Genomic DNA, 25,769 nt, shown 5'->3' with positions numbered 1-25,769 from the left:
ACGTATGATTCATTTCTGGCGACAACTCCGCTGGCAGATAATCGGCGCCCAGATGCTGGTCGTCATCGTTGGTGTGGTAACCCTCAACCTCACCGCCAACACCCTCCTCGAACAGACCGTACCTCCTGAGCAATTCACGACCGTGCATACCGCAGTTATTCAAGCGCTCACGGTCGCCGCGATCGCCGCCACCATTGCCGGCCTCACCACCAGCATCCTACTCGTGCAAGTCATCTTGCGTTCGCTGCGTAGCATCGCCCGCAGCAGCCAGCGCATCGCCGCCGGACGTTACGACGAGCGCGTACACGTACCGGCCAGCGATGAACTGCGTGCCGTCGCCGAAAGCTTTAACCAGATGGCCGAAGCGCTCGAACAGATCGAACAGCGTCGCGTCACGATGATTGGCAACGTTGCTCATGAACTGCGCACACCGCTGGCCGGCATCGAAGGCTACCTCGAAGGCTTAATCGACGGTGTCCTTCCGGCTGAAGCCGACACCTTCCTCGAGATGAAACACGAGGTTCGCCGCTTGCGTCGGCTCGTTGACGACCTACAAACTCTCTCGCGCGTTGAAGCCGGCCAAATCTCGCTCCACTTCACCACCTTCGACATCAACGAAGTCATCCGGCACGTCGTTAGTCAACTCCAACCACAGGTCCTCGACGGCTGCCTCAAAATCATCTGTGAACGCACCGATCAACCAATACTAACCCGGGCCGATCCAGATCGTGTCGCCCAAATCTTGCTCAACCTGATCGGCAACGCGGTGCGCTACACCCCAGAAGGTGGCTGTATTACGGTTCGCTCAGATCTTGTCAATGAGTGGGTACAGGTCACGGTAGAAGATACCGGCATCGGCATCGCTCCCGAACATCTACCCTACATCTTCGAGCGCTTCTACCGCGCCGACCCATCGCGTTCACGCGCCAGCGGCGGTAGCGGGATTGGCCTCACCATCGCCCGCCATCTTGCGTGGGCAATGGGCGGAGACATCACCGCCTACAGCGCCGGCCTCGGCAAAGGCAGTCGGTTCACACTGACTTTGCCGCACAGCACAACCCACCCGTAGGGACACGGCGCTGCCCTGCCCATCATGCCGTACCCATCCTGCCGTGCCGGTTCGCGTCGGGGCCACGCACCGCATCGCCCATTGCGTCGGGGCGACCCGCCGGGTCGCCCAACATGGTCAGGGCACGGCGCTGCCGCGCCCATCCTGCCGTGCCCTGCAATTCATCCTCGCTCATACCAAGAAAACGATTTCGATGAGCGCTTAAGGCGATAAGGTAAGACGACGTGCCGTAACGGACGATCTTTCTCGTTGAGCTTCGCCGCTCGATCGTATACATTGATTTTGTCAAAGCTGAGCTGTGCTGCGCAATCATCCAGCATCTGCAACGTACCATCGAACGGAAAATTCGTTGCTGATTGGGTGAGCAAGACAAACTCCGGCGGTAGAAATTCCTTATACTCCGGCACCGACAAGGCCTGCACAAACCCACCCCGCTTACCAAGGTAGGTAACGTTGAGCACCGCATCACGCAACCAATTATAGTGTTGCTGGCCCTCCCAACCGAATGCTAAGCCAAAACTGCCGGCAAAATGTACGTACTCTCGGTAGCCGATAGTACGCTGAAAATACCCTTCAAAGGTTGGATCATTCGGCTGAGTATTTTTTCTACTTGGCCGCAACACGCGCTGAAAGACATGTGAAACGACCGCCTGTGCTGCCGGACGCAAACCGATTTCGAGCTGACAAATGGTGGGCCAATAGTGTTTCGCCATAGATAGCGAGGCAGTTCGGCACAATACATCGAACAACGCCATCTTGACCGAAAAAGGTGTAGGCGCTAACAATGTTGTGCCACCCGCAGAAGTGGTAAAACTCGGACGTAATGAGAAGAGCGTAACTGCCTCGAACTCAGCTATCAGCCACATTGCTCGCTCCATTTACTGACGGCAACTCGAATGGTTCAGATTTCTCAATCAGGACGCTCATTTGCTCCGCAAACTCGCCTAGCGAGGCGAAGGGCAGCATAGTAATCGCGTTTGCGTGCAACTGGTTGAAACTCTTGGCAATACGCTCAATGTCGCTGACGAAATCGGCTTTCAACGGTGAGATACAAGGTGCCGGGATAACATGCGAGCTGACCGTAATGACACCACTGACATCGAGAATGTGTGGATTTTGCGCCGTGCGCATTGCTCCAGACGGTTCAACAAACGTGTAGAGCACACTTTCGAGCAGAACACGCAGCCGCTTTTGACGCTCCGCCATATCAACAGCATAGCGTTGGGCAATATCATTGAATCCGACTCGCGCTGCTTCAACCTGTACCACAATCGCATATTCACCCGATGACGCCGGACGGTGAAATGGGGTCTGCTTGCCCGAAATCGAACCAGACTCGTTAACGCGAGCGCTACCGCCGCCACGTTCACTCTCAAACTTGATGTGGAAATAGGAATCAGTCTTGATACTGCCGGGAATGCCAACCACCCAGCCAAATTCAACCACACTTTTGCGTGGAAGTGAACGCTTATCAGCCGTCACCAGCACGCCAGCCATATCGGTGACTGCACAGCGGCGCAAGATGAGATCAAGCTCACCGGCATTCGTCTTAGCCGCATCCAGTTGCGCTTTGAAAGCAGTGTCGGTATCAACGTCGTAATTAATGCGATTGGCGTTAAACAATCGTGCTCCTGTGGACAGCGGCAACTCGGCTTGCAACGCCAAACGGTGGAGATGTTCTGATTGAATATGCTTGAACATATCACCGCTAATCGCATTGACATTGTGCAAACGACCATCGGCAAAGACGTTGACCATCCGGGCTTGGATCTGATTACCTTCACCGCCCTCATTATTCAGCGAGTGGAGATTAAGGACGGCCCGTGCTGCAATTGCTAGACTGTAAATCTTCGCCATAAGGCTGTCTCCGTATATATTGATAAGGTTATTCCTCTTCTTCAATATCCTGAACATCACTATCGTCTACCGACACGCTCTCATCGGTCTCTTCAAGACCAGCGTATGTCTCATCACGCTGGTAGGTACTCGCATAGCCATAAGCCACCAGCAAACTTGCAATCATCTGCGGATCGCCATATTCATCCATCAAGGCCAAAATGTCGTCGATGTCGTGAATCGAAACATCACTACGCGATCCTCGCGGACGATCATTCCCACTCTCACGTTCCTGCCGTTCACGCTTACGTGCATTTTCCGCGTTGTAATCATGAATAAACTCGCTCAACGCGATAATGAATTCATTCCGATAAGCAGCTTTACGCAATAACTCTTGGCCTAACCCATAACGCACCTCATACGAGATATCGTACTTGCCCTGATTGCGCTTGAGATTACGGCGATGGGCCTCAACCGTTGCCATCCGAATTGCATAAGCGAGATTACGGAACCCACGAGATTGAGTAATCTTACTGAGTGGCGGCGCGAGCGAACTCATAATCACCTCCAGATTCTGTACGGTAAGCTGCGGCGCAAGTTTATCACGCTGAATAACAAAACCAGCATAAGCATCGGTAAAGGCTAGTAGCGCATACAGATCTCTTGCCGAGAGAAAATCACGGTAGAGGCGCAACAACTCGTACTCTTCACCTTTATTCTCATCGAGGCTGCGCACAATCAGAATATGCTCATCAAGCACTGCCTTATAACGCGCAATATCAGCCAGTTGTTGCGGTTGTACCCACGTTGGTAAACCAATGCGGGCAATATTCATCATTGCAGCCGACTGTCCAAGATCTTTGTAGTAGGCACTGTCAAGACCATACACAGCCTTATTCACGCCATGGCTCGAGCCGAACAGAGAGTTGAGCAGGCTGTTTTGTTGCGTGACATGTACGTAGTCGAGCATTGCTTTCGTGTAATGTAACGCTACTAAGGCATCGAGCTGGATTGCACCACCTGAACCGATCATCAACGTGTGAAACCGCTTCCGAATTTCAAGATGGTGCTTCCAATCAAGGTGATGCGGCGCTAAGACGTAGACTTTGCGATCTTTGCTATTCTTGATCAGACGGGTAAAACCGGCCCAACGCAAACCGACCCATTTAAGATATTCGATCAGCCAAAACTGTTTGAGATTGCCGGGACTAGCGAACACGGCTTTGGTGGTTGCAATGCCCTTACCCTGTGTAGGATTGGTCAACTGCGATGCTGTTATCTCCTTCTTGGGGCTGAGGTTGTACTGCTTACAGACTTCTATCCAATACCTTGCCGCCCCAACCTCATCATTTGGCAATTGAGAAGCGTACATCAATACCATCTTCAACAACTCGGCAAATTTGGTACGTCCGCGCCACCATTCAGCCGCTGCACTGTTATTGGCCTGCAAAGCCGATGGATTAATCGCCCGGAAGAGTTCCCAATCAGGATGTGGCTCAACCGGTGGCGGCATGGGTTGCCGCTGGTTGCCAACTCTCTTTCGCCACTCCCAATATTGCGCGTTATTTTTCTTTTCCTGTTCGTAATCCAATGCGATCCCCGACATTGCCGCCACATCAGTAATGGGAATATCAGTTCCTTTGATCAGTTTTTGGTTTTTTTTGCGATCAAGCGTGATCAACATGAATGCACCGGTGAAAAATTGGCAATTCGTGACCCAATTTGCTTGCAAAGGCGGCTCGCAAGACACGGTAAAGTGCGGCCCGGCGTCTTTAATCGTCACCTGCGCCTGGCGATTCGCGATACTATCTAATATATACGCTAACCCGAATGTCACCAGATTATCGGCAAACGACCCGGTGCGCTTTTCTACGTAGTATTCATGACGGTAAATCGAAGATGTTGTCATGTTCGCCGCCTTGCTCTTCATAAGGCTCCCCTTCCTAACTCCGTACCTCTCTGATCTGCCCGGCGTAATGCCCGCACCAGCAAGGTGTATGCCATCCAACCAAACTGATCTCTGGGAGTTGTGATCCAATTACCGAACTCCTGGATTTGGTTTCCATTACTTTGTTTACAGAGCAAATTCACCTTGATATGCTGGCGTAGCGCTGATGGTATGTGTTGTACCGTACAGGCTAAGATGTGGTCAGCGTTTGGTACCAATTGAAATGGTTGGCAATCATTCACAAACGGCGCATGATGACGAGCAATCGCTGTGATGGTTGCCTTGGTTAAGCATCGTTGATTGCCTAATGCCTCTGTGATCATCTGCTTACATGCCAACGCACCCTCTGATGCATGACGGGGACGCGGTATCTTGGCTGAAACCTGCTGCTGTGCCTGCACATGCAACGGGTTTTGGCGATCAAATGCGGTATGGGCTAAAGCGACGTGCGCTGCTACCGGCTGATTGATCGCTTGCTGATAGGCATGAGCCCACTGCTGCCAAGCGCTACTTAACTTGCCAACATCATGCAAGAGACAGGCCAACCACGCGGCTTGTATCACACTCCCTTCCGGCCAATTCGCCGCCCTCTCGAGCGCCGGTGCAGCATAGCGCAGTTCAGGAAGCGCTAGCTCGCTAAATGCTTGTAAAACCCGTTGAATATGTTCAGTGTAGGTCTCTACCTGCAGCGGTTGCAAGGCCCGCTCGATCCGCATCGTTGCCGATGGTAACGACGAAACAAAAGGTAAATCACCCGTGTCAGGTAGAAACCCTTCGCGTTCCGAATAACCGGCTAAAACAGGATGGACAACGAGTATGGCTGTTTCACCCAATTCTTTAGTATCTTGAACGTCAACCCAGTGATATACCATCTGCCGGCTTTCTGCCCGATCATCGGACTGACGTTCATAGAGCCGCTTAACGCGCCAAGGTGCTGTCACTGACCGTTGCAACCATTCCTGTACCATTGCGCGCAGCGAGTAGACCGGAATGTTCAACCCAATTGCATCGTATGGTGAGTCGAGCAACTGATCTGGATTAGGATGGATTAATACAAGCCGGCTGTCTACATCTCGCACCAACAATCGGCTCGCCCCACAACGGTTGCCTTGTTGACAGATATGAATATAATTTGATCGATTAAACCGATCAGCGTTCAGACCATCTATCACCTGCTTATCGCGTGGCGCACTCACTGTATTAACCAGTTCCTGCTCTCGCGTGAAATCAAAAATCTCTCCCTTACACTTGTGCAACCACTGCCAAGCAGTGTCCATCTCTTGCTTTAACAACTCATCAGCCTCGAATGCATACGGCGCATATTTCTCTACCCGATATACGATCACCTCCCCTTTTTCACCGGGGTAACGCGCGCAACGACCAGCGCGCTGAATCAAACTGGCAGGCGGTGCCAGCTCGGTGTGTAAGACTTCGGCGGAAATATCAACGCCGACTTCGATCGCTTGGGTGGCAACCACGATCACATTGGCGCAAGTGCGATTTGCGTTTACACCGATTCGTCGCTGCAACTCCCCTTCGATCCGACGGCGATCATCAGGCAAAAACTGGCTATGTAAGAGCAGAAGTTCGGTATCCTGACCAACCTTTTGCTTCAGTTCACGATACAAGGCACGCGCACGAGTCACCGTGTTACAAATCACCAACGACGAACGCTGGTGACGCTGTAAGACTGCGTCTGCACACAACGGCTGATCGACCGCAGTCCAGTATCGCTGTCGGGGTGATTGTTCGCCACGGCAATCAATGGCGGTAATCTCGTCCCGCGTAAGTGTCACAATCTCGGCATTGGGCAGGAACGACGTTAACGATTTCAGCATGTGAATGCTAAAGGTAGCCGTCATCAACATCACCGGAGCTAACCGGCTTAAGGTAGGCAACGCATGCAAAATCGTCGGTAATGCCGCTTCAGAATCAAACAGATGAAATTCATCAAATACTAAATACGAACCCGCTATCGCTCCGGCATTCAGATTAGCCAATCGGTAGGGTAAACTGTACGGCATCACCAAATAACTGCTAAGAAATTGATCGATTGTGCAGAAAATGAGATCGCCTTCAAAGCGTCGATCATCTGGCTGTTCGCCAGTTTGAATCCGTACATCTAAATGACGGCCATGACGACGGCAATAGCTATCAGCTAATGCCCTATACTCAGCATAAAATTGATTAGCCAACACCCGCATCGGCGTCACGTACAAGCACTTGCGTGGAGTCGAGTCGGGCTGATCAAAAAATCCTTCAATAAACGGCGCCAACGCAGCTCGCGTCTTGCCGGCCCCAGTCGGTGCTTGCAAGATGACCGACTTGCCCTGTAGAATGTGGTTTCTCACACGCTGTTGGTACGGGTAAAGCACCATCGCTACTCCCCAAAGAAATCTCGCAAGGTGGTCGATGCAGTTCCCGCAGGCTGTGACGAAACGTACCAACCATACCGTTCGGCCAGCGCTTTTGCTTCACTCATCAGCGTTTCGCGCAAATCGCGCGGCTCGATCACCTCAACACTAGCACCCCATCCTCGCACCCAAGGTAATATCTCGCGCCAATCCGCCACTTGCGATTGCCACTCGCAACCGCCATCAGGTAACAACGTGATCTGCTGCGAAGGATGCCAGACCGTCTCTTGCACCCGCCGCGTCGCTTCACCGGACAAAAACCGCAGTTTTACCGTTACCGGCTCACTATCGCTAATCCAGATGCCCCATGTACGGCGTAACAGTTGTTGTTCATCAAAATTGTCGGGAAAATCAAAATATTCTAGGGTCGTTACCACATCTTCGATGCGCTCAAGCTTAAATGGCACAATATCTCTAGCTACATCGCTATAGGCGATTACATATACGCTATCACTCCACAACGCCGGTTCGATCAAATATGGGCAGATTGTATGAATCAGCGGGCGCTTGGCTCGCAGAGCGCGGTAGGTAATACGCACTTTTTTCCGGTCAATCCAAGCCATTGTAATCTGTTCAAGTACACCTATTCGTTCTGGATAATTTTGCTGATGAAGCACCTCATGAGAAAGCCGTAATAATTTTTCCGTCATCGGCTGTTGGAGACAGGCGGCCAATTTTTCCACGGCATTGACAACATGCCGGTTGGCGAAGTGAGTTTGCCGTAGTAACCGGCGCGCCGGCAGGTAGAGGAACAGCGCCTCATGCGGGTTCAGACGAATTTCAGACAGGAGGCGATTGCGATCAATGCGGTAGCGTCCCGGCGGGTCTTCAACGAACGGATAGTCCTGCTCAAGGGCGATTCGATCACGATAGGCCGTTGTGCGATCAACGCCTAGGCGTTCAGCCATCTCAGCATCGCTGAAAGCGCGCTGCACATAAAGCCGCTTCATTTCGGTCAACCGCTCGGCGCGCGCGAGTCCTCTTCCCTTGCCCATACTATTCCTCAAACTATTGTTCGTTATATGTCTATCATAGCATCCCGCAGGCGCAAAAATCGCAACAGGCCACTGTTTTGCGCAACTGATCTTTCACGAAGAGACTAGAGGGCCATCGCCACGCCGCAAAGCAAGCCAAGCCGCAGAGGACTCTAACGCAAAGGCGCAAAACCCGCTAAGATCGCAAAGCTTGGAATATGAGGAGAACAGCATACCCCCTTCTCCGCGTCCTTTGCGCTAACATTCTACTTCCCCCAGCGGGGGCGACTAGGAGGGGGCCAACCTAAGATGCAAAGATGGTTGGGGATGGTGATGATCCTCTGCGCCCCCTGCGGTAAAACTTCTACCAGCCTGCGCAACGTTACGGTTGCGGCAACACCGGACAGATCGTCGGCGGATTCTCCGGTGGATTCACCCCAAAGTACGCTTGCATAATCTGCGTCACCGCCGGTACAGCAATCGTTGAAGAACCATCGTTGAGATCACCAACCCCTTCGACCAACACCACAACCACGATCTCAGGATTCTCGTAAGGGGCAAAACCGACAAACCACGCATGGCTTTGCCGCACCAACCGACCATCACTCGTGGTTAGGATCGGTCCAAACTCGGCAGTGCCCGTCTTGCCGGCAATACGCAAGCCCGAACAGACTTCACGCGCTGCAATACCTAACCCATCGGTGATCGAAGCAAAGAGACCGGCTCGGATCGTTGCCAAATGTTCAGGGTTGATCGGTACTTGTCCGATCGGTTCCGGCAGGATTTGCCGGATAAGCTGCCCATTTTCGTCAACAATCCGATCAACTAGATGAGGACGGTAGAGCGTACCATTGGTTGCCACAGCACCGGCAGCAACCGCCAGTTGCAGCGGCGTCACCTCTAGATATCCCTGCCCAATCGCGGTATTGTAGGTATCACCGGTTGTCCACGCCTCACGCAATACTTGCGCCTTCCATGCGCGCGTGGGCACACGCCCGCTCGCTTCACCGACGAGATCGATCCCGGTTGGACGACCTAGATTAAACCACGACAACCCTTCAACGAGTGCATCAATGCCAAGACCGTTAATCCGCAATGCGCGCTCGTCGAGATTGACCGCCTGCTCGTTTCCGCCGGCAACACTGGCAAAGAACACATTCGATGAGAGACGTAACGCATCTCGTACATCGATCAGTCCATTGTCACGATTACGGACTGAGTTGGGTAAGATAAATTCGGTGCCACTACGCTCTATCAATCGCAATAGACCGGGATCGCGCAGCCTGGTATCGGTTTTAATCACGTTCTGCTGTAACGCCACCGATCCCACAAACTGTTTGATCGTCGAGCCGGGTGGATACTGGCCGGCAATGGCACGATTGGTAAAAGGCGCCAGCCGTTGTAGCTCACGCTGAGCTTCGTCACTCGACGGTGTAAGCAATGCTCTCAAGTCAGCCGCACGCGCCGGATCAACCCAAATGTTGTTATCGTAATCGGGGAGACTGACCATCGCCAGGATACGCCCATCGCGGGGATCGAGTGCGACGGCCACACCGGCAACGATCGGAGCATAGGCCCGTTTGTGGGCTTCCCGCGCAGTCTGTCGTCGCTCTTCACCTACGTTAATCCAACGTTGTAAGATCCGTTCCACCTCAGCTTGGAATTGTGCATCGATGGTCAGTACCAGATTGTAGCCATTGGTCACCGGGCGTAGCGTTGTCACAGCACTGACCGGTCGTTGCAGAGCATCGACCAACAACGAGTCGATACCCATCTGCCCACGCAAAACCTTCTCGTAGGCGCCTTCTAGCCCGTCTTTTCCGATCTGATCACTCGGCAAGTACGGTGGCAAGCCGACACTCGTCGGATCAATCGGTTTGGTGATCAATCCACAGATCGGTGCATTCGCAGTAATGTCAACCAAACCGCGGAGCCACGAGCTGGCCGGATTGACCGCCACCAATTCGCACGAGTTGATCCGTCCGGTGTATCCTAATATATGCGAGAGTGACGGTATCTGACTACTGAGTGGATAACGCCGACGGAACCCCTCGATCACCTGTGCACCGGGCATGTAGTTAGCATTTTCCCGCAGCGCCAACGCCAGTTCGGGAGAAATATCCTCTTTGATAATCACCGGCTGATAGCGGCGTACATTGGCTTGTTGCAGAAGCTGCTCAATCGGATTTACGAGTTTGACGACCGAAGCGTAGGTTTCACTCAGGCTGAGCGCTTTTAAGGTATCTTCAGGGGCAATCGAGATAGTGAGGACGTCGGTATTGGTTAACTCCGGTAAAGCACCTAGTGCAGCTACATCACGACGGAGGTTGGGCGTCGTTGCTAATGCACTCGCCGGGTCAATTACCAACGTAGACGGCAGACCCACAATCTGGGCCAAACGGGCGAGGGTCATTGCACGTTGTGCAGGCGCACTGTTGGCCGATGGCAATTGGCCGGGAATCACGGCCAAATTGTAAATCGGTACACTCTCGGCAAGTAGCGTACCGTGTGCATCGACAATTTCTCCGCGGCGCGGTTGATTCGTCAGATAGCGACGGGTTGTAACTTCAATATCGGCGCCAAACCGCTGCGCATCGGTCTGTACCAGTTGGAGTTGGGCGAGCCGGGCGACTAGCACCATAACCGTGATCAGCAGTACTATGCGTAGTGCGATAAGCCGTGCCATAGCTGCACATTCGCCTTTCCAGCCACAATGATCGTACTCCAACCAACGACGTTAATTATAAATTATAACTGTGGTGATACCCTTGAGCTACTCGGTGCGCACCAAACGATGGATAATCACTACTGCCGGTAAGGTCGGAATGAGCGCCAGTAACAGCGACGGAACAACCACTACGAGAAAGTAGGCTTGCCAATCAGGCATGGCGGGAAGTGTGATCGCAAAGAGGATCACCTCATAGATCACCGTACCAACGGCTACTGCCACCAACGGTACTAATGGTCGTTCGAGTGCAAAGCGGCGCGCAAATAAGCCAACAATAACGGTTGCGATAAGTTGAGCAACTGCATGACTCCCAAGAGGCAACGTCCCCAAGACATCGAGTGCCAACCCACCATAGAACGCCCACCACAATCCGCGCATCAACCCACGGACCGGCTCAGCAGTTCTGACACCGACGAGCGCACGCACAATTGCCAGCACCAACAGGAGCGGAATACTGAACCCACCCGGCCCACTGAGCACGGTCGTCTGCACTAAGGCAATCACAAGCAACGCCAGGGCCAACCCTAGCTCGCGCGCTATCCGCTCTTCTATTCGTCTTGACTGAGAATCACCCACACGTAGCGTACCTGATCGGGATCGGCAAAAGGTCGGATGTCACCGATTTGGCGCTGCCCCTCCTGCCGTACCGTTTCAATAAAGCCAATTGGCACTGCTGCCGGCATCGCTGACAGATCGAGGGGGAGATCGAGCGCACCACTCAAGCCGGCAGTGATTACATGCTCACCAACCCGTAGGGTAGCACTACGGTCGATCAACTCAACCCGCAATCGCGAGCCGCGCTGCCATTGACCTTGCATCAAACCGAGCGGTGCCCCACCAGGCTGTAAAACCCGCACACTGAGCTGACTACTGATGTCGGTAATGAGTAACACCTCTGCCGTATGCGGACCCACCGTTTCTACTACCCCGATCAATGCCGGTGGGTTGCCCGGTTGCTGCCCAATCACCGCCATCCCCGTCTGCACACCGTCATTGGCACCACGCGCAATCGTCATCACCCGACGAGCTGCATCAGGGGCACGCACCATCACCTCGGCACCGAGAACTCGCCACGGATGAGCTTGCGTTATGGCTAACTGTTGGCGCAGAAAAATATTCTCGACCCGGGCCTGCTCAAGCCGCAACACATCGTTACGCAACTGAGCATTTTCAGCCTCTAGTTCGGCTACTCGAGTCTGGAGAGTGACAACATCGCGTGGCGTAGCCCACCATGCCTCAAGCGCCATCCGGCGGTCGGTCAACCAACTAATCACGGGCTGCAACTGCTCGCGTGCGGACAACCGAATCGGTGACACCACTCCTTGCCGGTCGAATACGATGAGTATCACGCTCAACAATAAAAGAGCGATGGCCGTCACCACGACCCGACCATAATTGGTGTCACCAAACCGGTCACGCCGTAGCTTCAGTGGACGTTCATCGAGAAAATCGCGCATGCGCTATCTCCGCACCCGTCGCGTGGTTTGGGTACGCATGAGAATATCCTGATACACGCTATTGTCAAAATGCTCGACCATTTTACCGGCGCCACGCGCCACACACGAAAGAGGATCTTGCGCAACATGCACCGGCATGCGTGTCTCGGCAGCAATCCGCTTATCAAGGCCGTGTAGCAATGAACCGCCACCGGCCAGCATAATGCCGTGCTCCATAATATCGGCCACCAATTCAGGCGGCGTCTCTTCCAGCGCAGCCCGCACCTCGGCCACGATAGCATTGACCGGGCCAGCAATACCTTCGCGTAGCTCAACCGAGCTGACTTCAATAGCCTTAGGCAAACCGGTCAGCAGATCGCGCCCGCGCAACACAACCTTAATCTCTTCGTCAAGCGGATACGCTGAACCGGCGGCAATTTTCGCCTTCTCCGCCATTCGTTCGCCAATCAACAAGTTGTATTCACGGCGGGCAAATTGGATAATCGCCTCATCGATCTCATCACCGGCGATACGGATCGAGTGGTTAATCACAATCCCACCGAGGGCGATGACAGCAATTTCCGTCGTCCCACCGCCAATATCGACGATCATCGATCCAATCGGCTCTTCAACCGGCAAGCCTGCCCCGATCGCCGCCGCCATCGGCTCTTCCACAACAAACGCTTCGCGAGCCTTGGCATTCAACGCAGCTTCGCGGGCAGCCCGCTTCTCAACATCGGTCACCCCCGACGGTACACCAACAACGACGCGAGGCCGCGGATCGACTAACGGCAATGCAGCATAGGTATGAGCCTTCTTGATAAAGTAAGACAACATCTGCTCGACCACGTCAAAATCGGCGATCACGCCATCCTTGAGAGGTCGTACTGCAACGATATTGGCCGGCGTCTTGCCAACCATCGCCTTGGCTTCCGCACCGACCGCATGCACTTTTTTGGTCCGGGTATCGATGGCAACAACCGATGGCTCGCTGATCACAATCCCCTTACCTCGCATATACACCATCGTGTTGGCCGTACCCAGATCGATACCAAGATCACGACTGAATACACCGAAAAATGTATTAAAAGGGTTCAAACCCACGTGTGTTACTCCATCTGTTGCCAACCAGAATTCGTCTTACCGTATTGATCACGCCGAACATTAGCCCGGCTCGAATCGCTATATTATAGCATACGCACAGCAAGGGCAAAGACAACGAGCGTCGCCCAATAGGTAAGCACCGTTCTTCGGCCTACTCCCGGTGTCATTTGACTTTTCAGCGGCTTTGTGACACAATTGCTATACTGCTTCGTTGCAAGCAGGTAGGACGTGTTCGCTGTGAGCATTGCCGTAGGTCAGGCTCGCCCGTCGGATGATGAAGATGCTGCTTTTCAACATTACGCGGCATTGCTGCTATGGCTTCTGGCTCACGCTGAGCTAGAAGATTTTTGTTGTCGTGAACATCACCAATCTTCCGCAACGACCGGTTTATCCATTCTCCGCCATTGTTGGCCAAGAGCGGTTGAAACGCGCCCTCATTTTGAACGCGATCAACCCACGTATCGGTGGTGTGTTGATTCGCGGCGAGAAGGGTACGGCGAAGTCAACGGCAGTCCGTGCGCTGACCCGCCTCTTGCCATCGATTAAGGTGGTGGTTGATTGCCCCTACAGTTGCGATCCTGATATGCCGGCAATCCTCTGTGCCTCATGCCAAGAACGGCTGGCTCACGGTCCCTTGCCCACAATGGTACGCCCTACACGACTGGTTGAGTTGCCGGTTTCGGCCTCTGAGGATCGCGTCGTCGGTTCACTCGACCTCGAACACGCAATTACTGAAGGACAGCGTCGGTTTGAACCCGGTCTGCTCGCACAGGTCAATCGCGGCGTGTTGTACGTCGATGAGGTCAACCTACTCGATGACCATCTCGTTGACTTGCTGCTCGATGCCGCAGCAATGGGGGTCAATACTGTTGAACGCGAAGGGGTAAGCGTATCGCATCCCGCCCGTTTCATCCTCGTCGGTACGATGAATCCCGAAGAGGGTGAGCTTCGTCCACAGCTCCTCGACCGGTTCGGTCTGGCTGTCGAAGTCGTCGGTCTGACCGATGTCAACGATCGGGTTGCCGTGATCGAGCGCCGGATGGCGTATGAGGCCGATCCATTCGGCTTTATTCAGCAGTGGCACGAGGCCGAAGAGGCGCTATCGCAGCGTATTGCCGCAGCCCGTACCCTGTTACCGCAGGTGCAGATCGATCGGAGCGATATGGCGGTTGTGGCAAGTTTGTGTATCGAGATGGGAGTAGATGGGCATCGCGCCGATTTGACTATTCTCGAGACGGCGCGGACCCACGCTGCATGGAGTGGTCGGCGAATGCTGCTCGCAGAAGATATTCGCCTGGCGGCCGAGTTGGCCTTACCACACCGAATGAGACGCCAGCCCTTTGGCGAGGTCAAACTTGATGAGCAGCGGATGGCTACTATTCTCGATCACTATAGCAAGCGGGCCGAGGAGATCAGAGCACAGGCGGAGGTAAAAAAAAAGCCTGATCTGAACGATGACGGTAGCAATGACGATGAGGGTGGTGACGAGCATGGCGGTAGCGCCACAACCGTACCGATCGGCGGCGCAGGAACCCCAGAAACAGCCAAGCCGGCTAATGAACAAGCAACCGGTGGTACTGAGCATAAAGCCGGTGATGTCTTTCGCCCACGCCGTCTCGAAACAACCCCCGATCGCACGCAACGCCGTGCTCCCGGTCGTCGTTCACGCTCGCGGACAACCCGAAAGCAGGGGCGCTACATTACGAGCCGACAAGCTGCGCGCGTAACCGATTTGGCCCTCGATGCCACCTTGCGTGAAGCAGCGATCTACCAGCGTAAACGCCGGATGGAATTGATGCACACCATCGATACACCGCACCGCCAACGGCCAAAAATATTGATTAAGCGTTCTGATTTGCGCCAGAAAGTGCGTGTGCGCCGGACTCGCAATGCCGTCTGTTTTGTGGTCGATGCCAGTTGGAGCATGGCCGCCGAAGAGCGCATGCAAGCGACAAAAGCAGCAGTGCTCTCGCTACTGCGTGACGCATACCAACGTCGCGATCAGGTGGGGTTGGTCAGTTTTCAGCGCGACTATGCACGGGTGTTGTTGCCATTAACCAACAGCGTTGAATTGGCCCAACGTCGCTTGCAATCAATGCCTACCGGAGGTAAGACACCGCTCTCACGCGGCTTACTGACAGCGTTTGAACTGCTTGAACGCGCACGCCGGCGTGATGCAGAAGTGGTACCGTTGATGGTACTATTAACCGATGGACAGGCTAATGTCTCTATCTCCGATCTCCCACCGCAACAGGAGGCATATCGGATCGCTGAAATGATCGCCGATCGTCAGATTCAGGCTATCGTCATTGATACTGAACATCCCCATTTTGATCGCGGCCTATCACGACGATTGGCTGAATATCTTCGCGGCATCTATTATCGCTTAGAAGATTTGCAAGATGACGGTCTGGTGCGCGCAGTTCGACAACAAATGCGCACATAAATTATCCAAGCGGTCGGCAAGCGTCGGACACACGAGTGATCGGCGCCAAGGGTATAACTACGGTTATGTATGTTACGCGAGGAGGAAGGTAGGCAATGACGGATCAGGTTCGTAGGGAAGAGGTCGCTGCGGGCGAGCTGGCAGATACGCCTCTTGCGGCAGCTCAGGCTCCGGCGGCTGACGCTGCTGTCGCCGCAACATCGGTTCCGGCGGAGGCGGTAGCGCCTACCCCTGAACAGGCGGTAGATCAACCCGCTACTACAGGGGAGTCTGAGGCTCCGGTAACAACGGCACAAGCCGCTGCGCAAGAAACTGAACCGGCTGAGGCGACCGGTGCCAGCTTTACCCCGGTGAGTGAGCAGCAACCGCAAAAGCCGCGTCGGCTGAAGGATTTGCAGCCCGGCATGGAGCTGGAAGGCAAGGTTACTTCCATCGCACTGTACGGTATCTTCGTTGATGTTGGAGTTGGTCGTGACGGCCTCGTCCATATTTCGGAGATGAGCGATCGCCGGATCGATACGCCGTCAGAACTGGTGCAGATCGGCGATACGGTGAAGGTGTGGGTCAAGAGCGTTGATCTAGATGCACGTCGGATTAGTCTGACCATGCTCAATCCGAGCCGAGGTGAAAAACCACGTCGTGCCCGCCAGTCACAGCCGGCGCAACCGCAACCGCGCCGCCAAGAGGTCGATCGCGAGAAGTTGGCAAGCCTGAAAGTTGGCGACATCGTTGAGGGTGTGATCACCGGCTTCGCCCCCTTCGGCGCCTTTGCTGATATTGGGGTCGGTAAAGATGGGTTGATCCATATCAGTGAGTTGTCCGAGGGCCGTGTCGAAAAGCCGGAAGACGCAGTCAAGGTGGGTGAGCGCTATCAGTTTAAAGTACTCGAAATCGATGGCGAAGGAACCCGCATTAGTCTGAGCTTGCGCCGTGCACAGCGCGCCCAGCGCATGCAACAGCTCGAACCAGGTCAGATTATCGAGGGTACTGTCAGCGGGATCGCTAACTTTGGCGCGTTTGTGGACATCGGTGTCGGGCGCGATGGCCTGGTTCATATCTCAGCACTTGCCCCGCACCGCGTGGCTAAGGTTGAAGATGTGGTCAAAGTCGGTGACAAGGTGAAGGTCAAGGTGCTCGGCGTCGATCCACAGAGCAAGCGGATTAGCCTGACGATGCGTCTTGAAGAGGAGCAGCCGGCAACTACGACCGGTGAAGAAGCTGCCGAGCCGTCAGAAGAGGTAACACCGACACGACGAGGCAACCTCGAACGTTTCGCAGCCGCTGCCCAGGCCGCCCGTGAACGCAGTGAGCGTGGTGAACGCAGTGAGCGTGGTGAACGACGCGAGCGTCGTGAGCGCCGACCGGCTCAGTCCAGCCCCGACACCTATATCGTCGGTGAAGATGATGATGTATCGTTTGAGGGTAACGCTACCATTGAAGATCTGCTAACCAAGTTCGGTGGTTCCAGCAGTCGCCGTGACCGTGATCGACGCCGACGCCATGAGGACGATGATGATGAGGAGACGGAGCGTCCCTCAAATCGCCGTCAGCGTGAGGCAATTCGCCGAACCCTCCAGCAGATCGGCTACGATGAGTAGAAGGCGATAAGCGGCTTCCCAAGCTGCCTGACATTGGCTCGGTCGTTATGATGTGACCGTAGGAGCATAGCAACATCTTGTTCCTACGGTCACACCATCTCGGAAACCTGTTGCGGTTGGTAACGCCGTCACGCACCACTCCCCAAGTCATGATGTTCACAAACCTTGCCTGGCATCTTGGCAGGAGAGACCAGATTTGACACCGATCCGGTGCGACGATTATAATGGCACTAGTTTTGTCAATAAATTCGACAACTTCTGAGGAGAACATACAATGCCCAAACGAACATGGCAACCTAAACGTATTCCGCGCCGTCGCAAGCATGGTTTCCGGGCACGGATGGCTACGAAGGACGGACGGGCAATTCTTCGTCGTCGGCGCCTCAAGGGTCGCTGGAAGTTAACCGTCAGTGATGAGCGGCGAGCAGTACGACGCGGGCACCGCTAACAACTGCATGGAACGGGTTATCGTCTACAGAGTCGCGACAGGCGGCTGGCAGGTATGCCATCTGTAGTCGGTAGCCCGTTTGTTTTTTGTCTATGCGACGCGCAAACCGGCTCCGTCGGCCTGCACAATTCCGTCGAGTACGCCAAACGGGACGCACCTTTTCTTCGGCTTGGCTGACCCTCACCGTCGCACCGGGTCGGCGCGATGGTGTACGCTGTGGTTTCATCACCGGTCGTCGCCTTGGCAAGGCCGTCCAGCGCAACCGTGCTCGCCGGCGAGTTCGTGAGGCAGTGCGCTTGCTTTTACCGTCACTTACCACCGGTTACGACCTACTTTTTGCTATTCGTTCACCAGAGGTGATTGAGACGCCATTTAGCCAGTTGCAAGCCGATATTATTCGTCTACTCCGGCAGGCCTGCCTGCTCACACCTGAAACAGAACCTGTTTCACCAGTACCACCTACCTCACTACCACAAAACGAACGGGGATCGCCATGAATATCTGGTCGGCATTCGTTGGGTTGCTCGAACAATTACTCCTCTTCTTCTCATCACTGACCGGCAATATGGCATTGGGCATTGTGCTCTTCACGATCGCTGCCCGTCTCTTTATCTTGCCACTTACCCTAAGCTCGTTGCGTTCGAGTCGCCGGATGCAAGAAGTACAGCCCATCCTGAAAGAGATTCAGCGTAAGTACGGCAAAGACCCGCAACGACTCCAAGAAGAAACCCTACGGGTTTACCGTGAATATAAGATTAATCCGGTAGGCGGTTGTCTGCCGCTCTTGCTGCAACTCCCAATTTTCTTCGGTGTGTACCAAGCTGTCTATCACCTGATGGTACCTGAACAGCGCGTGAATTTGAGTGCTGCTGCGGCCGAGATGTTGAAAGATGAACGCCTGGCACAAATTCTCAGTGCTCCGTTCTTCGGTATGGACCTGGGGGTGCCGGCATTTGGGCCAAATGGGTTTGCCGGTTTTGCTTATCTCGTCTTACCGGTACTATCGATCGTTTTACAATTGGTGCAGCAGCTCATGGCAACACCGCGGGTTCAAGATCCACAGCAGAAGGCATTTACCCAAGCAATGTTAATTATGCCGTTTGTATTTGGATACATTGCCTTCACCTTCCCCACCGGTGCTGTCCTATACTGGGTTGTGAGCAGTGTGATCGGTGTGATCCAGCAGTACTTTACATCGGGTTGGGGTTCACTGGCCAACTATCTGCGGTTCTTACCACCTGACAATCGTCCTACATCGGCGCTGAGCCTCGCATCAGCCTCTACTACTGCAACCGAGACCCAAACCGAGACACCAAAAGTCGATTTTTGGTCGGTCATGCGCCCATTGATCGAAGCGCCGGTTGAGCAGGGTGAAGCAGGTGGTGAGGAGCAGCGTACATCACGCCAATATCCCAATCCTCGTCGTCGCCGTTAACGTTATCTACTTAGGAAGACGGTCACCGTGACCGAGAGGTGTCTATGAAGCGCATTGAAATCAGCGCACGCACCGTCGCCGAAGCCGTTGAATTGGCATTGGCCCAACTGGGCCGCGACCGCGATGAAGTGGCGATTGAGGTGCTCGATCCCGGCGAGAATGGTGACGAAGCACTGGTGCGCGTCACCGTCGTCGAAGATGACGAAGAAAAGCCTTCGATTGAAGAGGTGAGTGCGATTGCGCAGCGTATCCTCGAAGACCTACTCGAACGTATGGATATTCAAGCCTACGTTACGTCGGTAATTTCGCGCGTGCCCGGCCCACAAGGGAACTTAGAAGAGACGATTACGCTGCACGTCGAAGGAGCCGATGAAGAGGCGATGGGTCTCTTGATCGGTCGGCGTGGCGAAACGCTCCGTTCGTTACAGTTCTTACTGAATTTGCTGGTAAGCCGACGAATACAGGCATGGCCACAACTGGTGGTTGATGTCGGCAACTATCGCCAACGCCGCCAAGAATCGCTCGAAAGCCTCGCCCGCCGGATGGCCGAACGAGTACGCCAGACCGGACGACCGATTATGCTCGAACCGATGGCAGCCTACGAACGACGTATCGTTCACCTTGCCCTGCGTGATGATAAGACGATCTATACCGAGAGTTCTGGGGAAGGCGAAAATCGTAAGATTGTGATCTATCCGGCTAAACAGTAGCCGACGCGCGCGGCCCTGGCCTTGCCTGGAACCACTCTACTCACGAGGGATAGACGTTCTGTCAATATATGCGATTGAAACCTAAACCGAAGATTGACCTGGCAAACTAATCAAATAGATTGTAACCCGTGACTACCAATATACCGGCAACACCCACGCAGCCGCGCCCAAAGGTTTCAGCTCGTACACTGCGACCACGCCAGAAGAAGACTTTAGCCCACAACAGGCCGTAGTATATGTGGGCGTCAGCTTACAGCACTACCTGTAGCGACGCTCACGGCAAAGCTAAGCGTTTATCCACAACTCACCAGTAGCTTTCCTAAGCAAGGACTTTAGGCGAAACTCGCTGCGCGAGCACTGAATTCACTATGATTGACATTGTTATCATTGGTCATGTTACGTGCGATCTGCTACCGAACGGCGCAACTGCCGCCGGTGGCACCGCTCGCTTCGCTGCACTACTGGCCCAACGTCTGGGGTTACGAGCGGCTATCGTCACTGCGAGTGCTGAAGAACCACCGTCTGGCATCGCGTGGTCAAGTATCTCCTCCACCGTCAGCTCCACGTTCGAGAACCGCTATACCGTAACCGGACGACACCAGTGGCTCCACGCAGTTGCACCACCAATTCTCATGACCGACATCCCAGCCCGTTGGCGCACCGCTCCGATTGTCTTGTTAGGGCCGGTATTACACGAATGTACCGCCGACGTTGCGGCTGCTTTTCCTGGAGCACTTATCGGAGCAACAGCACAGGGATGGCTGCGCGACTGGGACACGCCCCTCCCATCACCGGTACGCTTTCGGCGCTGGCAACCCACCGCAACCGAACTCTCCCGTCTCCACGTCCTCACACTCAGCAGCGAAGATGTCGCCGGTGATGAAGAACTGGCAGCAGCTTATGCTCGCACTGTGCCGATTGGTATCGTCACCCACGGCGCACGCGGCGCCACGATGTATCTCCATAGGCAAGCCCACCACATCGCCCCATACCCGGCACGAGAAATCGATCCTACCGGCGCTGGTGATGTCTTTACAGCAGCTTTTCTCATTCGCCTTTGGGAGATCGGCGATCCGTTCATTGCCGCCCGTTTTGCTGCCGCTGCCGCAGCGTGCGCAGTGGAAGGTCGTGAGACCCTGCCCGACCGAGTACAGATCGTACAGCGAATGAAGGCTGGCAGCCTTTCAGCCGTCAAAAAGGGGACAGACAGCGCGTTGGGAACGTCTTGAACACGATAGGAGGATGCAAGTGTCAGTTCGCCAACTCGAACTGACACTTCATGCGTACCCTACTAGCGCAACCGATACGGCACGCTTGTCACCACTGTTCCTCGTAGGCGCAATGCCGTCTTGATCAAAATACCGGTCTGATTATGCAGTAAATGCTCCCACCAGCGGGCCGGAACAAATTCAGGCAAAATAACCGTGATCACATCATCGCCGTAGCGCGTCTCAACCTCTTCGATATAGCGCACAATAGGATTGATCAACGAGCGGAACGGCGACTCAAGCACTACCAGAGGAATGCCGCATCCCCAATCCTGCCAGCGCTTACGTAACTTCTCAGTTGCTTCAGGATCGAGATCAACGTAGACGGCTGTAACATTATCGGGCGCGATTGAGCGTGCATATTGCAACGCCGGCAACACCCCCCGATGAATGCCGCTAATCAACACAATCGCCGTGTGACGTCGCAATTCAGGTGGCACCACTGCGCCACTCAATGAAAGCTGTTCGGCTACCCGTTGGTAATGGAGATTAATCCCGCGAAACATCATCACCAAAACCGGGATCGTAAGGATGACCATCCACGCACCGTGGACAAACTTGGTAATCATCAAGATCACCAACACAATCGAGGTAAGGGTTGCCCCAAACCCGTTAATTATCGCACTCCGTGTCCACCCCGGTTGCCGCAACCGTAGGTGACGCCGTACCATACCCGACTGCGAAAGCGTAAACGAGGTGAAGACACCAACCGCGTATAGTGGAAGCATCGCTATCTCATTGGCCTGAAAGATAATCACGAGCAATGCCGAAAACAACCCTAACACCAGAATACCATTCGAAAAAACCAACCGATCACCGCGAGAGGCAAACTGGCGCGGCAGGAACCGATCACGCGCGAGGAACGACGCCAACCGGGGAAAGTCGGCAAAAGCGGTGTTGGCCGCTAATACCAAGATCAAGGCCGTAGCAATTTGAATAAACACATAGACCGGCCCTATTCCAAAAATGGTACGAGCAATTTGGGAAACAATGGTTTCGTGGGTAAACTCGTTGGGGACGGCTCGATGTGCGTCGGCCAACCATGTGATTCCGAGAAACATCGTCACCAACAAGCCGATCATCCATGTCAGCGTAATCGAGGCATTACGCGCCTCCGGTGCCTTAAACGCCTGCACACCATCGCTAATAGCCTCGATCCCGGTTAATGCGGTACATCCGGCGGCAAAAGCACGTAAAATCAACCAAAGCGATAACGTCTCACCGACCGGTGGAATATCTGGATCAATACTATGCCGCACCGGTTCGACACCAAACAGCAAATCCTGGCTAACACCTACCACAATAATCGAAAGGATACTTGCAATAAACGCATAGGTAGGCACTGAGAAGATCAATCCGCTCTCTTTAGCTCCCCGCAGATTGGCAATCGTGACGACGAGAATACATAACAGCGCAATCTCAACCGCATAATCGCGCACGCCTGGGAATCCCCAGTTGGTAGCAAGCGAGGTAATTGCAGCCACTCCGGCGGAAATACTCACCGCTACCGTCAGCACATAATCGATGAGCAACGCGCTTGCTGCGATTAATCCCGGCAAATCGCCCAAATTATCACGGGTCACAATATAGCTGCCACCACCTTGTGGATAGGCATGGATGGTTTGGCGATATGAGAAGCCCACAATCAGCAGCAACATCGCAATAGCGACGGCAATCGGCAGGGAAAGACCAAGTGCTACACTACCACCCAAGACGAGAATAGTGAGAATGGCTTCGGTCGCATACGAGACTGACGAGAGCGCATCAGAAGAAAAAACGGCTAATGCCGTCACCTTGTTTAGTCGTTCTTGATGCTGGTGTTCGGTAGCAATAGGGCGACCGACTAAAATCCGCTTGATCTGGGCAAACATAGCGACAGGTTCTTTGGATAGATAGAATGTAGCAAACAAACAATGGTCTGCCAATAAAAAGACGGAACGCGATCTGCGCGCGGCAGTCGGCGTTCCGTCGGCTGTCGGACGCATGGGCGATCAGACAGTAATCCGTCATCATTGACATTCGGCTTGCGATCATAGCACTATTATCAACGAAAGTCAATGCCTGTGATAATCTTCACAGCATCACTTGACAGCACTACGTGGGCACGCTATGCTCAAGGTAGGCTTACTAGAACGAGGTCACAGCGATGAATCGGTTAGCCGTCGAAACCATCGACTTAGTCAAACGGTACGGCTCACTTACAGCCCTCGATCACGTCAACCTGCAAGCGCCGGCAGGACAGATTTATGCCCTACTCGGTCCTAACGGTGCCGGTAAAACCACGCTGCTGAGTATCCTGACTACCCTCATCCCGCCGACTGCTGGGACGGCCCGAATCCTCGGCTATGACGTCAGTCACGAGGCGGCAGAAGTTCGTCGCCGGCTCGGAGTTACTTTTCAAGAGATGGTCCTCGATCCCTTACTGACCGGTCGCGAGACCCTCGATTTTCACGGTCGGCTCTACAGTCTCCCGGCAGCAGTTCGTCGGCAACGGATCGCCGAGTTGGTCGAGTTGGTACAGTTAACCGAAGCGATCGATCGTCCGGTTAAGAGTTATTCGGGTGGTATGAAGCGACGCCTCGAATTAGCACGTGGGTTGATGACCGACCCACAAGTGTTGGTGCTCGACGAACCAACCCAGGGGCTCGATCCGCAAAACCGAGTGAATATCTGGAGCTATATCCGCGATTTAAACCGGCGTCGCGGTATGACCATCTTACTCACCACCCACGCGATGGACGAAGCCGAGGCATTGGCCGATTTGGTCGGTATTATCGATCATGGCCGCCTGATCGTCGAAGGCAAACCCGGTGATCTGATCGCTGCATTGGGGTCAGACGTGATTCGGGTACGCGGTCAGGGGAACTTCGATCATCTGGTGACGACGGTCAGTACCATTGAAGGGGTCAACCGCACCGAGATCGATCCGGCCGATGGAATTGCGCTGATTTACGTCGATAATGGTAGTCGGCGATTACCGGCGGTATTAGGGACGATCAGTAGTAATGGGTTTGTCGCGGAAGATGTGACATTAGCTCGTCCATCGCTCGGTGATGTCTTCTTGCACTACACCGGCACGGCATTGCGCGATTGAGACTGCTCAGGAGATTGGTATGTATGCTACTTATGTCATCTGGACCCGACACATGCGTAAGTTCGTCCAGCAGACCGAGGAACTGGTCGGGCTGGCACTCCAATCGGTGTTATGGGTCGTGCTGTTTGGCGTCGGCATGCGGGGAATGATCCGTGAGGTTGGTGGCAACGATTATATGTCGTTCATTTTACCGGGGATCGTCGCCCTCAGCGCCCTCGGTGGCGCGGTAGGCGGTGGCATGGTATTGTTAGATGAGCGGCTGCGTGGAATTGTGAAGGAATATCTTGCCGCCCCGATCCCACGTCTCAGTGTGTTACTCGGCAGTGCAGCCAGTACTGCTACTAAATCGCTATTCCAAGCTATCTTGATGTTGATCGTTGGTTTGCTGATGGGAGCACGGCTGACCCTTAACCCGGTTGGTTGGCTTGGTGCGCTTAGCTTGCTGGCGATTTTTGCCATTGGTTTTAGCGGCCTAGCACTCGGTGTGGCAGCGGTATCACGCAGTATTGCCGGCTATCACGGCATGATCTTTCTCTTCAATTTGCCGCTGCTGTTTGCGTCAAATGCACTTTACCCACTCGACGTTTTGCCGGGATGGATGCGCACAATTGTCTTGATCAATCCGGCTACCTATCTCATCGATGCAGTGCGTGCGCTGGCGTTTGGTACCGAACCAACTATACCGCTGTGGCTTAGCAGCATCATCTTAACCGGATTCGCAATTGCGACGATGTGGTTTGCACTCGCCCTATTCCGACGGTCGTTGCAATCGTAAACAGTACCCGCACCGCCGGTTGCGATGCGGGTATTCCGTATAATGCTATGAGAGGATTCGGTAATTAGAATTGAGGGAGCGGGTCTCTAACGGAAGTAGAATTGGTCATTCACACCACTACGACCGAGAGAGACCCTATGACAGATTGTACAACACGTTCAAAAACAACAGGCGTGAGATTGACGCCAGCCGAAATTGACTTGGGGCGCCTGCCTGCTCGACTAAGCAAACGCTTGTGGGTACCGCCTGCCGAGTTTCTAAAGACTACCAATGCCATGACGATAGCGCATTGGGCAGTGCAAGTGAGTTTGTCGCACCGCCACAGTCTCCCCGCGTCCTCCCGCCGCGGTCCGAAAATCCAGTATTCGGACGAGAGCATCTTGATGCTGGCATACATCCAGGCAGCGTGGCAGATGCGCTACGAGATGGTGGTGGACTATTTTCGTAGTCATCCCGAAGCCGCCCAAGCAGCAGGGTTCGCGAGTG

The 25,769-nt window shown here is 54.1% G+C and carries 20 protein-coding genes; 10 read left to right on the top strand and 10 right to left on the bottom strand.

The window, feature by feature from the left end; all coding sequences use genetic code 11:
- Nucleotides 1–4: 4 nt before the first annotated feature.
- Complete coding sequence (locus tag AC01ZF_RS11250; RefSeq protein ID WP_424675625.1) at nt 5–1,069, top strand: sensor histidine kinase; 1,065 nt, start codon at nt 5–7, stop codon at nt 1,067–1,069.
- Nucleotides 1,070–1,230: 161 nt separating this feature from the next.
- Here AC01ZF_RS11250 and AC01ZF_RS11245 read toward each other — a convergent pair whose 3' ends face one another.
- From AC01ZF_RS11245 to AC01ZF_RS11205, 9 genes are all read right to left on the bottom strand, one after another.
- Entirely contained in the window at nt 1,231–1,935 is a 705-nt protein-coding gene (locus AC01ZF_RS11245; protein WP_424675624.1) for a hypothetical protein, read from the bottom strand.
- Entirely contained in the window at nt 1,919–2,926 is a 1,008-nt protein-coding gene (locus AC01ZF_RS11240) for a DevR family CRISPR-associated autoregulator (protein WP_424675623.1), read from the bottom strand. Before AC01ZF_RS11240 ends, AC01ZF_RS11245 begins: the two co-directional genes overlap by 17 nt.
- A gap of 28 nt (nt 2,927–2,954) precedes the next feature.
- Complete coding sequence (locus AC01ZF_RS11235; RefSeq protein ID WP_476575361.1) at nt 2,955–4,814, bottom strand: hypothetical protein; 1,860 nt, start codon at nt 4,812–4,814, stop codon at nt 2,955–2,957.
- A 17-nt stretch (nt 4,815–4,831) separates the two neighbouring features.
- On the bottom strand, nt 4,832–7,231 hold the full coding sequence (cas3, locus tag AC01ZF_RS11230) for a CRISPR-associated helicase Cas3' (protein ID WP_424675621.1): 2,400 nt from the start codon (nt 7,229–7,231) through the stop codon (nt 4,832–4,834).
- Nucleotides 7,232–7,233: 2 nt separating this feature from the next.
- Complete coding sequence (locus tag AC01ZF_RS11225; protein WP_424675620.1) at nt 7,234–8,262, bottom strand: helix-turn-helix transcriptional regulator; 1,029 nt, start codon at nt 8,260–8,262, stop codon at nt 7,234–7,236.
- A gap of 361 nt (nt 8,263–8,623) precedes the next feature.
- Nucleotides 8,624–10,927 carry a penicillin-binding transpeptidase domain-containing protein gene (locus tag AC01ZF_RS11220; protein WP_424675619.1) on the bottom strand — a complete coding sequence of 768 codons (2,304 nt, stop codon included), beginning with the start codon at nt 10,925–10,927 and terminating at the stop codon, nt 8,624–8,626.
- An 87-nt stretch (nt 10,928–11,014) separates the two neighbouring features.
- Nucleotides 11,015–11,545: a rod shape-determining protein MreD gene (gene mreD / locus AC01ZF_RS11215; RefSeq protein WP_424675618.1), complete on the bottom strand. Its 531-nt coding sequence runs from the start codon at nt 11,543–11,545 to the stop codon at nt 11,015–11,017.
- Nucleotides 11,518–12,426: a rod shape-determining protein MreC gene (gene mreC, locus AC01ZF_RS11210; protein ID WP_424675617.1), complete on the bottom strand. Its 909-nt coding sequence runs from the start codon at nt 12,424–12,426 to the stop codon at nt 11,518–11,520. Before mreC ends, mreD begins: the two co-directional genes overlap by 28 nt.
- Nucleotides 12,427–12,429: 3 nt before the next feature.
- On the bottom strand, nt 12,430–13,509 hold the full coding sequence (locus AC01ZF_RS11205; protein WP_424675616.1) for a rod shape-determining protein: 1,080 nt from the start codon (nt 13,507–13,509) through the stop codon (nt 12,430–12,432).
- A gap of 355 nt (nt 13,510–13,864) precedes the next feature.
- Here AC01ZF_RS11205 and AC01ZF_RS11200 point away from each other — a divergent pair, with 355 nt between their 5' ends.
- The 7 genes from AC01ZF_RS11200 (at nt 13,865) to AC01ZF_RS11170 (ending at nt 21,375) form a co-directional block, all read left to right on the top strand.
- Nucleotides 13,865–15,955, top strand: coding sequence for a putative cobaltochelatase (locus AC01ZF_RS11200; RefSeq protein ID WP_424675615.1), 2,091 nt, complete (start codon nt 13,865–13,867; stop codon nt 15,953–15,955).
- Nucleotides 15,956–16,050: 95 nt separating this feature from the next.
- The gene (locus AC01ZF_RS11195) at nt 16,051–17,553 is read left to right on the top strand and encodes a S1 RNA-binding domain-containing protein (RefSeq protein ID WP_424675614.1); all 1,503 of its coding nucleotides are present in this window, start codon (nt 16,051–16,053) and stop codon (nt 17,551–17,553) included.
- A gap of 274 nt (nt 17,554–17,827) precedes the next feature.
- Nucleotides 17,828–18,001: a 50S ribosomal protein L34 gene (gene rpmH, locus AC01ZF_RS11190; RefSeq protein WP_012616467.1), complete on the top strand. Its 174-nt coding sequence runs from the start codon at nt 17,828–17,830 to the stop codon at nt 17,999–18,001.
- 92 nt (nt 18,002–18,093) lie between these two features.
- Entirely contained in the window at nt 18,094–18,498 is a 405-nt protein-coding gene (rnpA, locus tag AC01ZF_RS11185; RefSeq protein ID WP_424675613.1) for a ribonuclease P protein component, read from the top strand.
- Nucleotides 18,495–19,436, top strand: coding sequence for a YidC/Oxa1 family membrane protein insertase (locus AC01ZF_RS11180; RefSeq protein ID WP_424675612.1), 942 nt, complete (start codon nt 18,495–18,497; stop codon nt 19,434–19,436). The genes rnpA and AC01ZF_RS11180 overlap by 4 nt, the downstream gene beginning before the upstream one ends.
- Before the next feature lie 44 nt (nt 19,437–19,480).
- Nucleotides 19,481–20,146, top strand: a complete 666-nt coding sequence (gene jag / locus AC01ZF_RS11175) for an RNA-binding cell elongation regulator Jag/EloR (protein WP_424675611.1) — start codon at nt 19,481–19,483, stop codon at nt 20,144–20,146.
- Between the two features lie 368 nt (nt 20,147–20,514).
- Nucleotides 20,515–21,375: a PfkB family carbohydrate kinase gene (locus tag AC01ZF_RS11170; RefSeq protein WP_424675610.1), complete on the top strand. Its 861-nt coding sequence runs from the start codon at nt 20,515–20,517 to the stop codon at nt 21,373–21,375.
- A 62-nt stretch (nt 21,376–21,437) separates the two neighbouring features.
- Here AC01ZF_RS11170 and AC01ZF_RS11165 read toward each other — a convergent pair whose 3' ends face one another.
- Nucleotides 21,438–23,285, bottom strand: coding sequence for an APC family permease (locus tag AC01ZF_RS11165; protein WP_424675609.1), 1,848 nt, complete (start codon nt 23,283–23,285; stop codon nt 21,438–21,440).
- A 275-nt stretch (nt 23,286–23,560) separates the two neighbouring features.
- Here AC01ZF_RS11165 and AC01ZF_RS11160 point away from each other — a divergent pair, with 275 nt between their 5' ends.
- Together AC01ZF_RS11160 and AC01ZF_RS11155 are read left to right on the top strand one after the other, a co-directional pair.
- The gene (locus AC01ZF_RS11160; RefSeq protein WP_424675608.1) at nt 23,561–24,508 is read left to right on the top strand and encodes an ATP-binding cassette domain-containing protein; all 948 of its coding nucleotides are present in this window, start codon (nt 23,561–23,563) and stop codon (nt 24,506–24,508) included.
- Between the two features lie 19 nt (nt 24,509–24,527).
- On the top strand, nt 24,528–25,283 hold the full coding sequence (locus AC01ZF_RS11155; protein ID WP_424675607.1) for an ABC transporter permease: 756 nt from the start codon (nt 24,528–24,530) through the stop codon (nt 25,281–25,283).
- The last annotated feature ends 486 nt before the right edge of the window (nt 25,284–25,769 follow it).

The organism is Chloroflexus sp. (assembly GCF_056331925.1).
The sequence above is the reverse complement of the archived record's forward strand: the minus strand, read 5'-3'. Positions and strand labels throughout refer to the sequence as shown.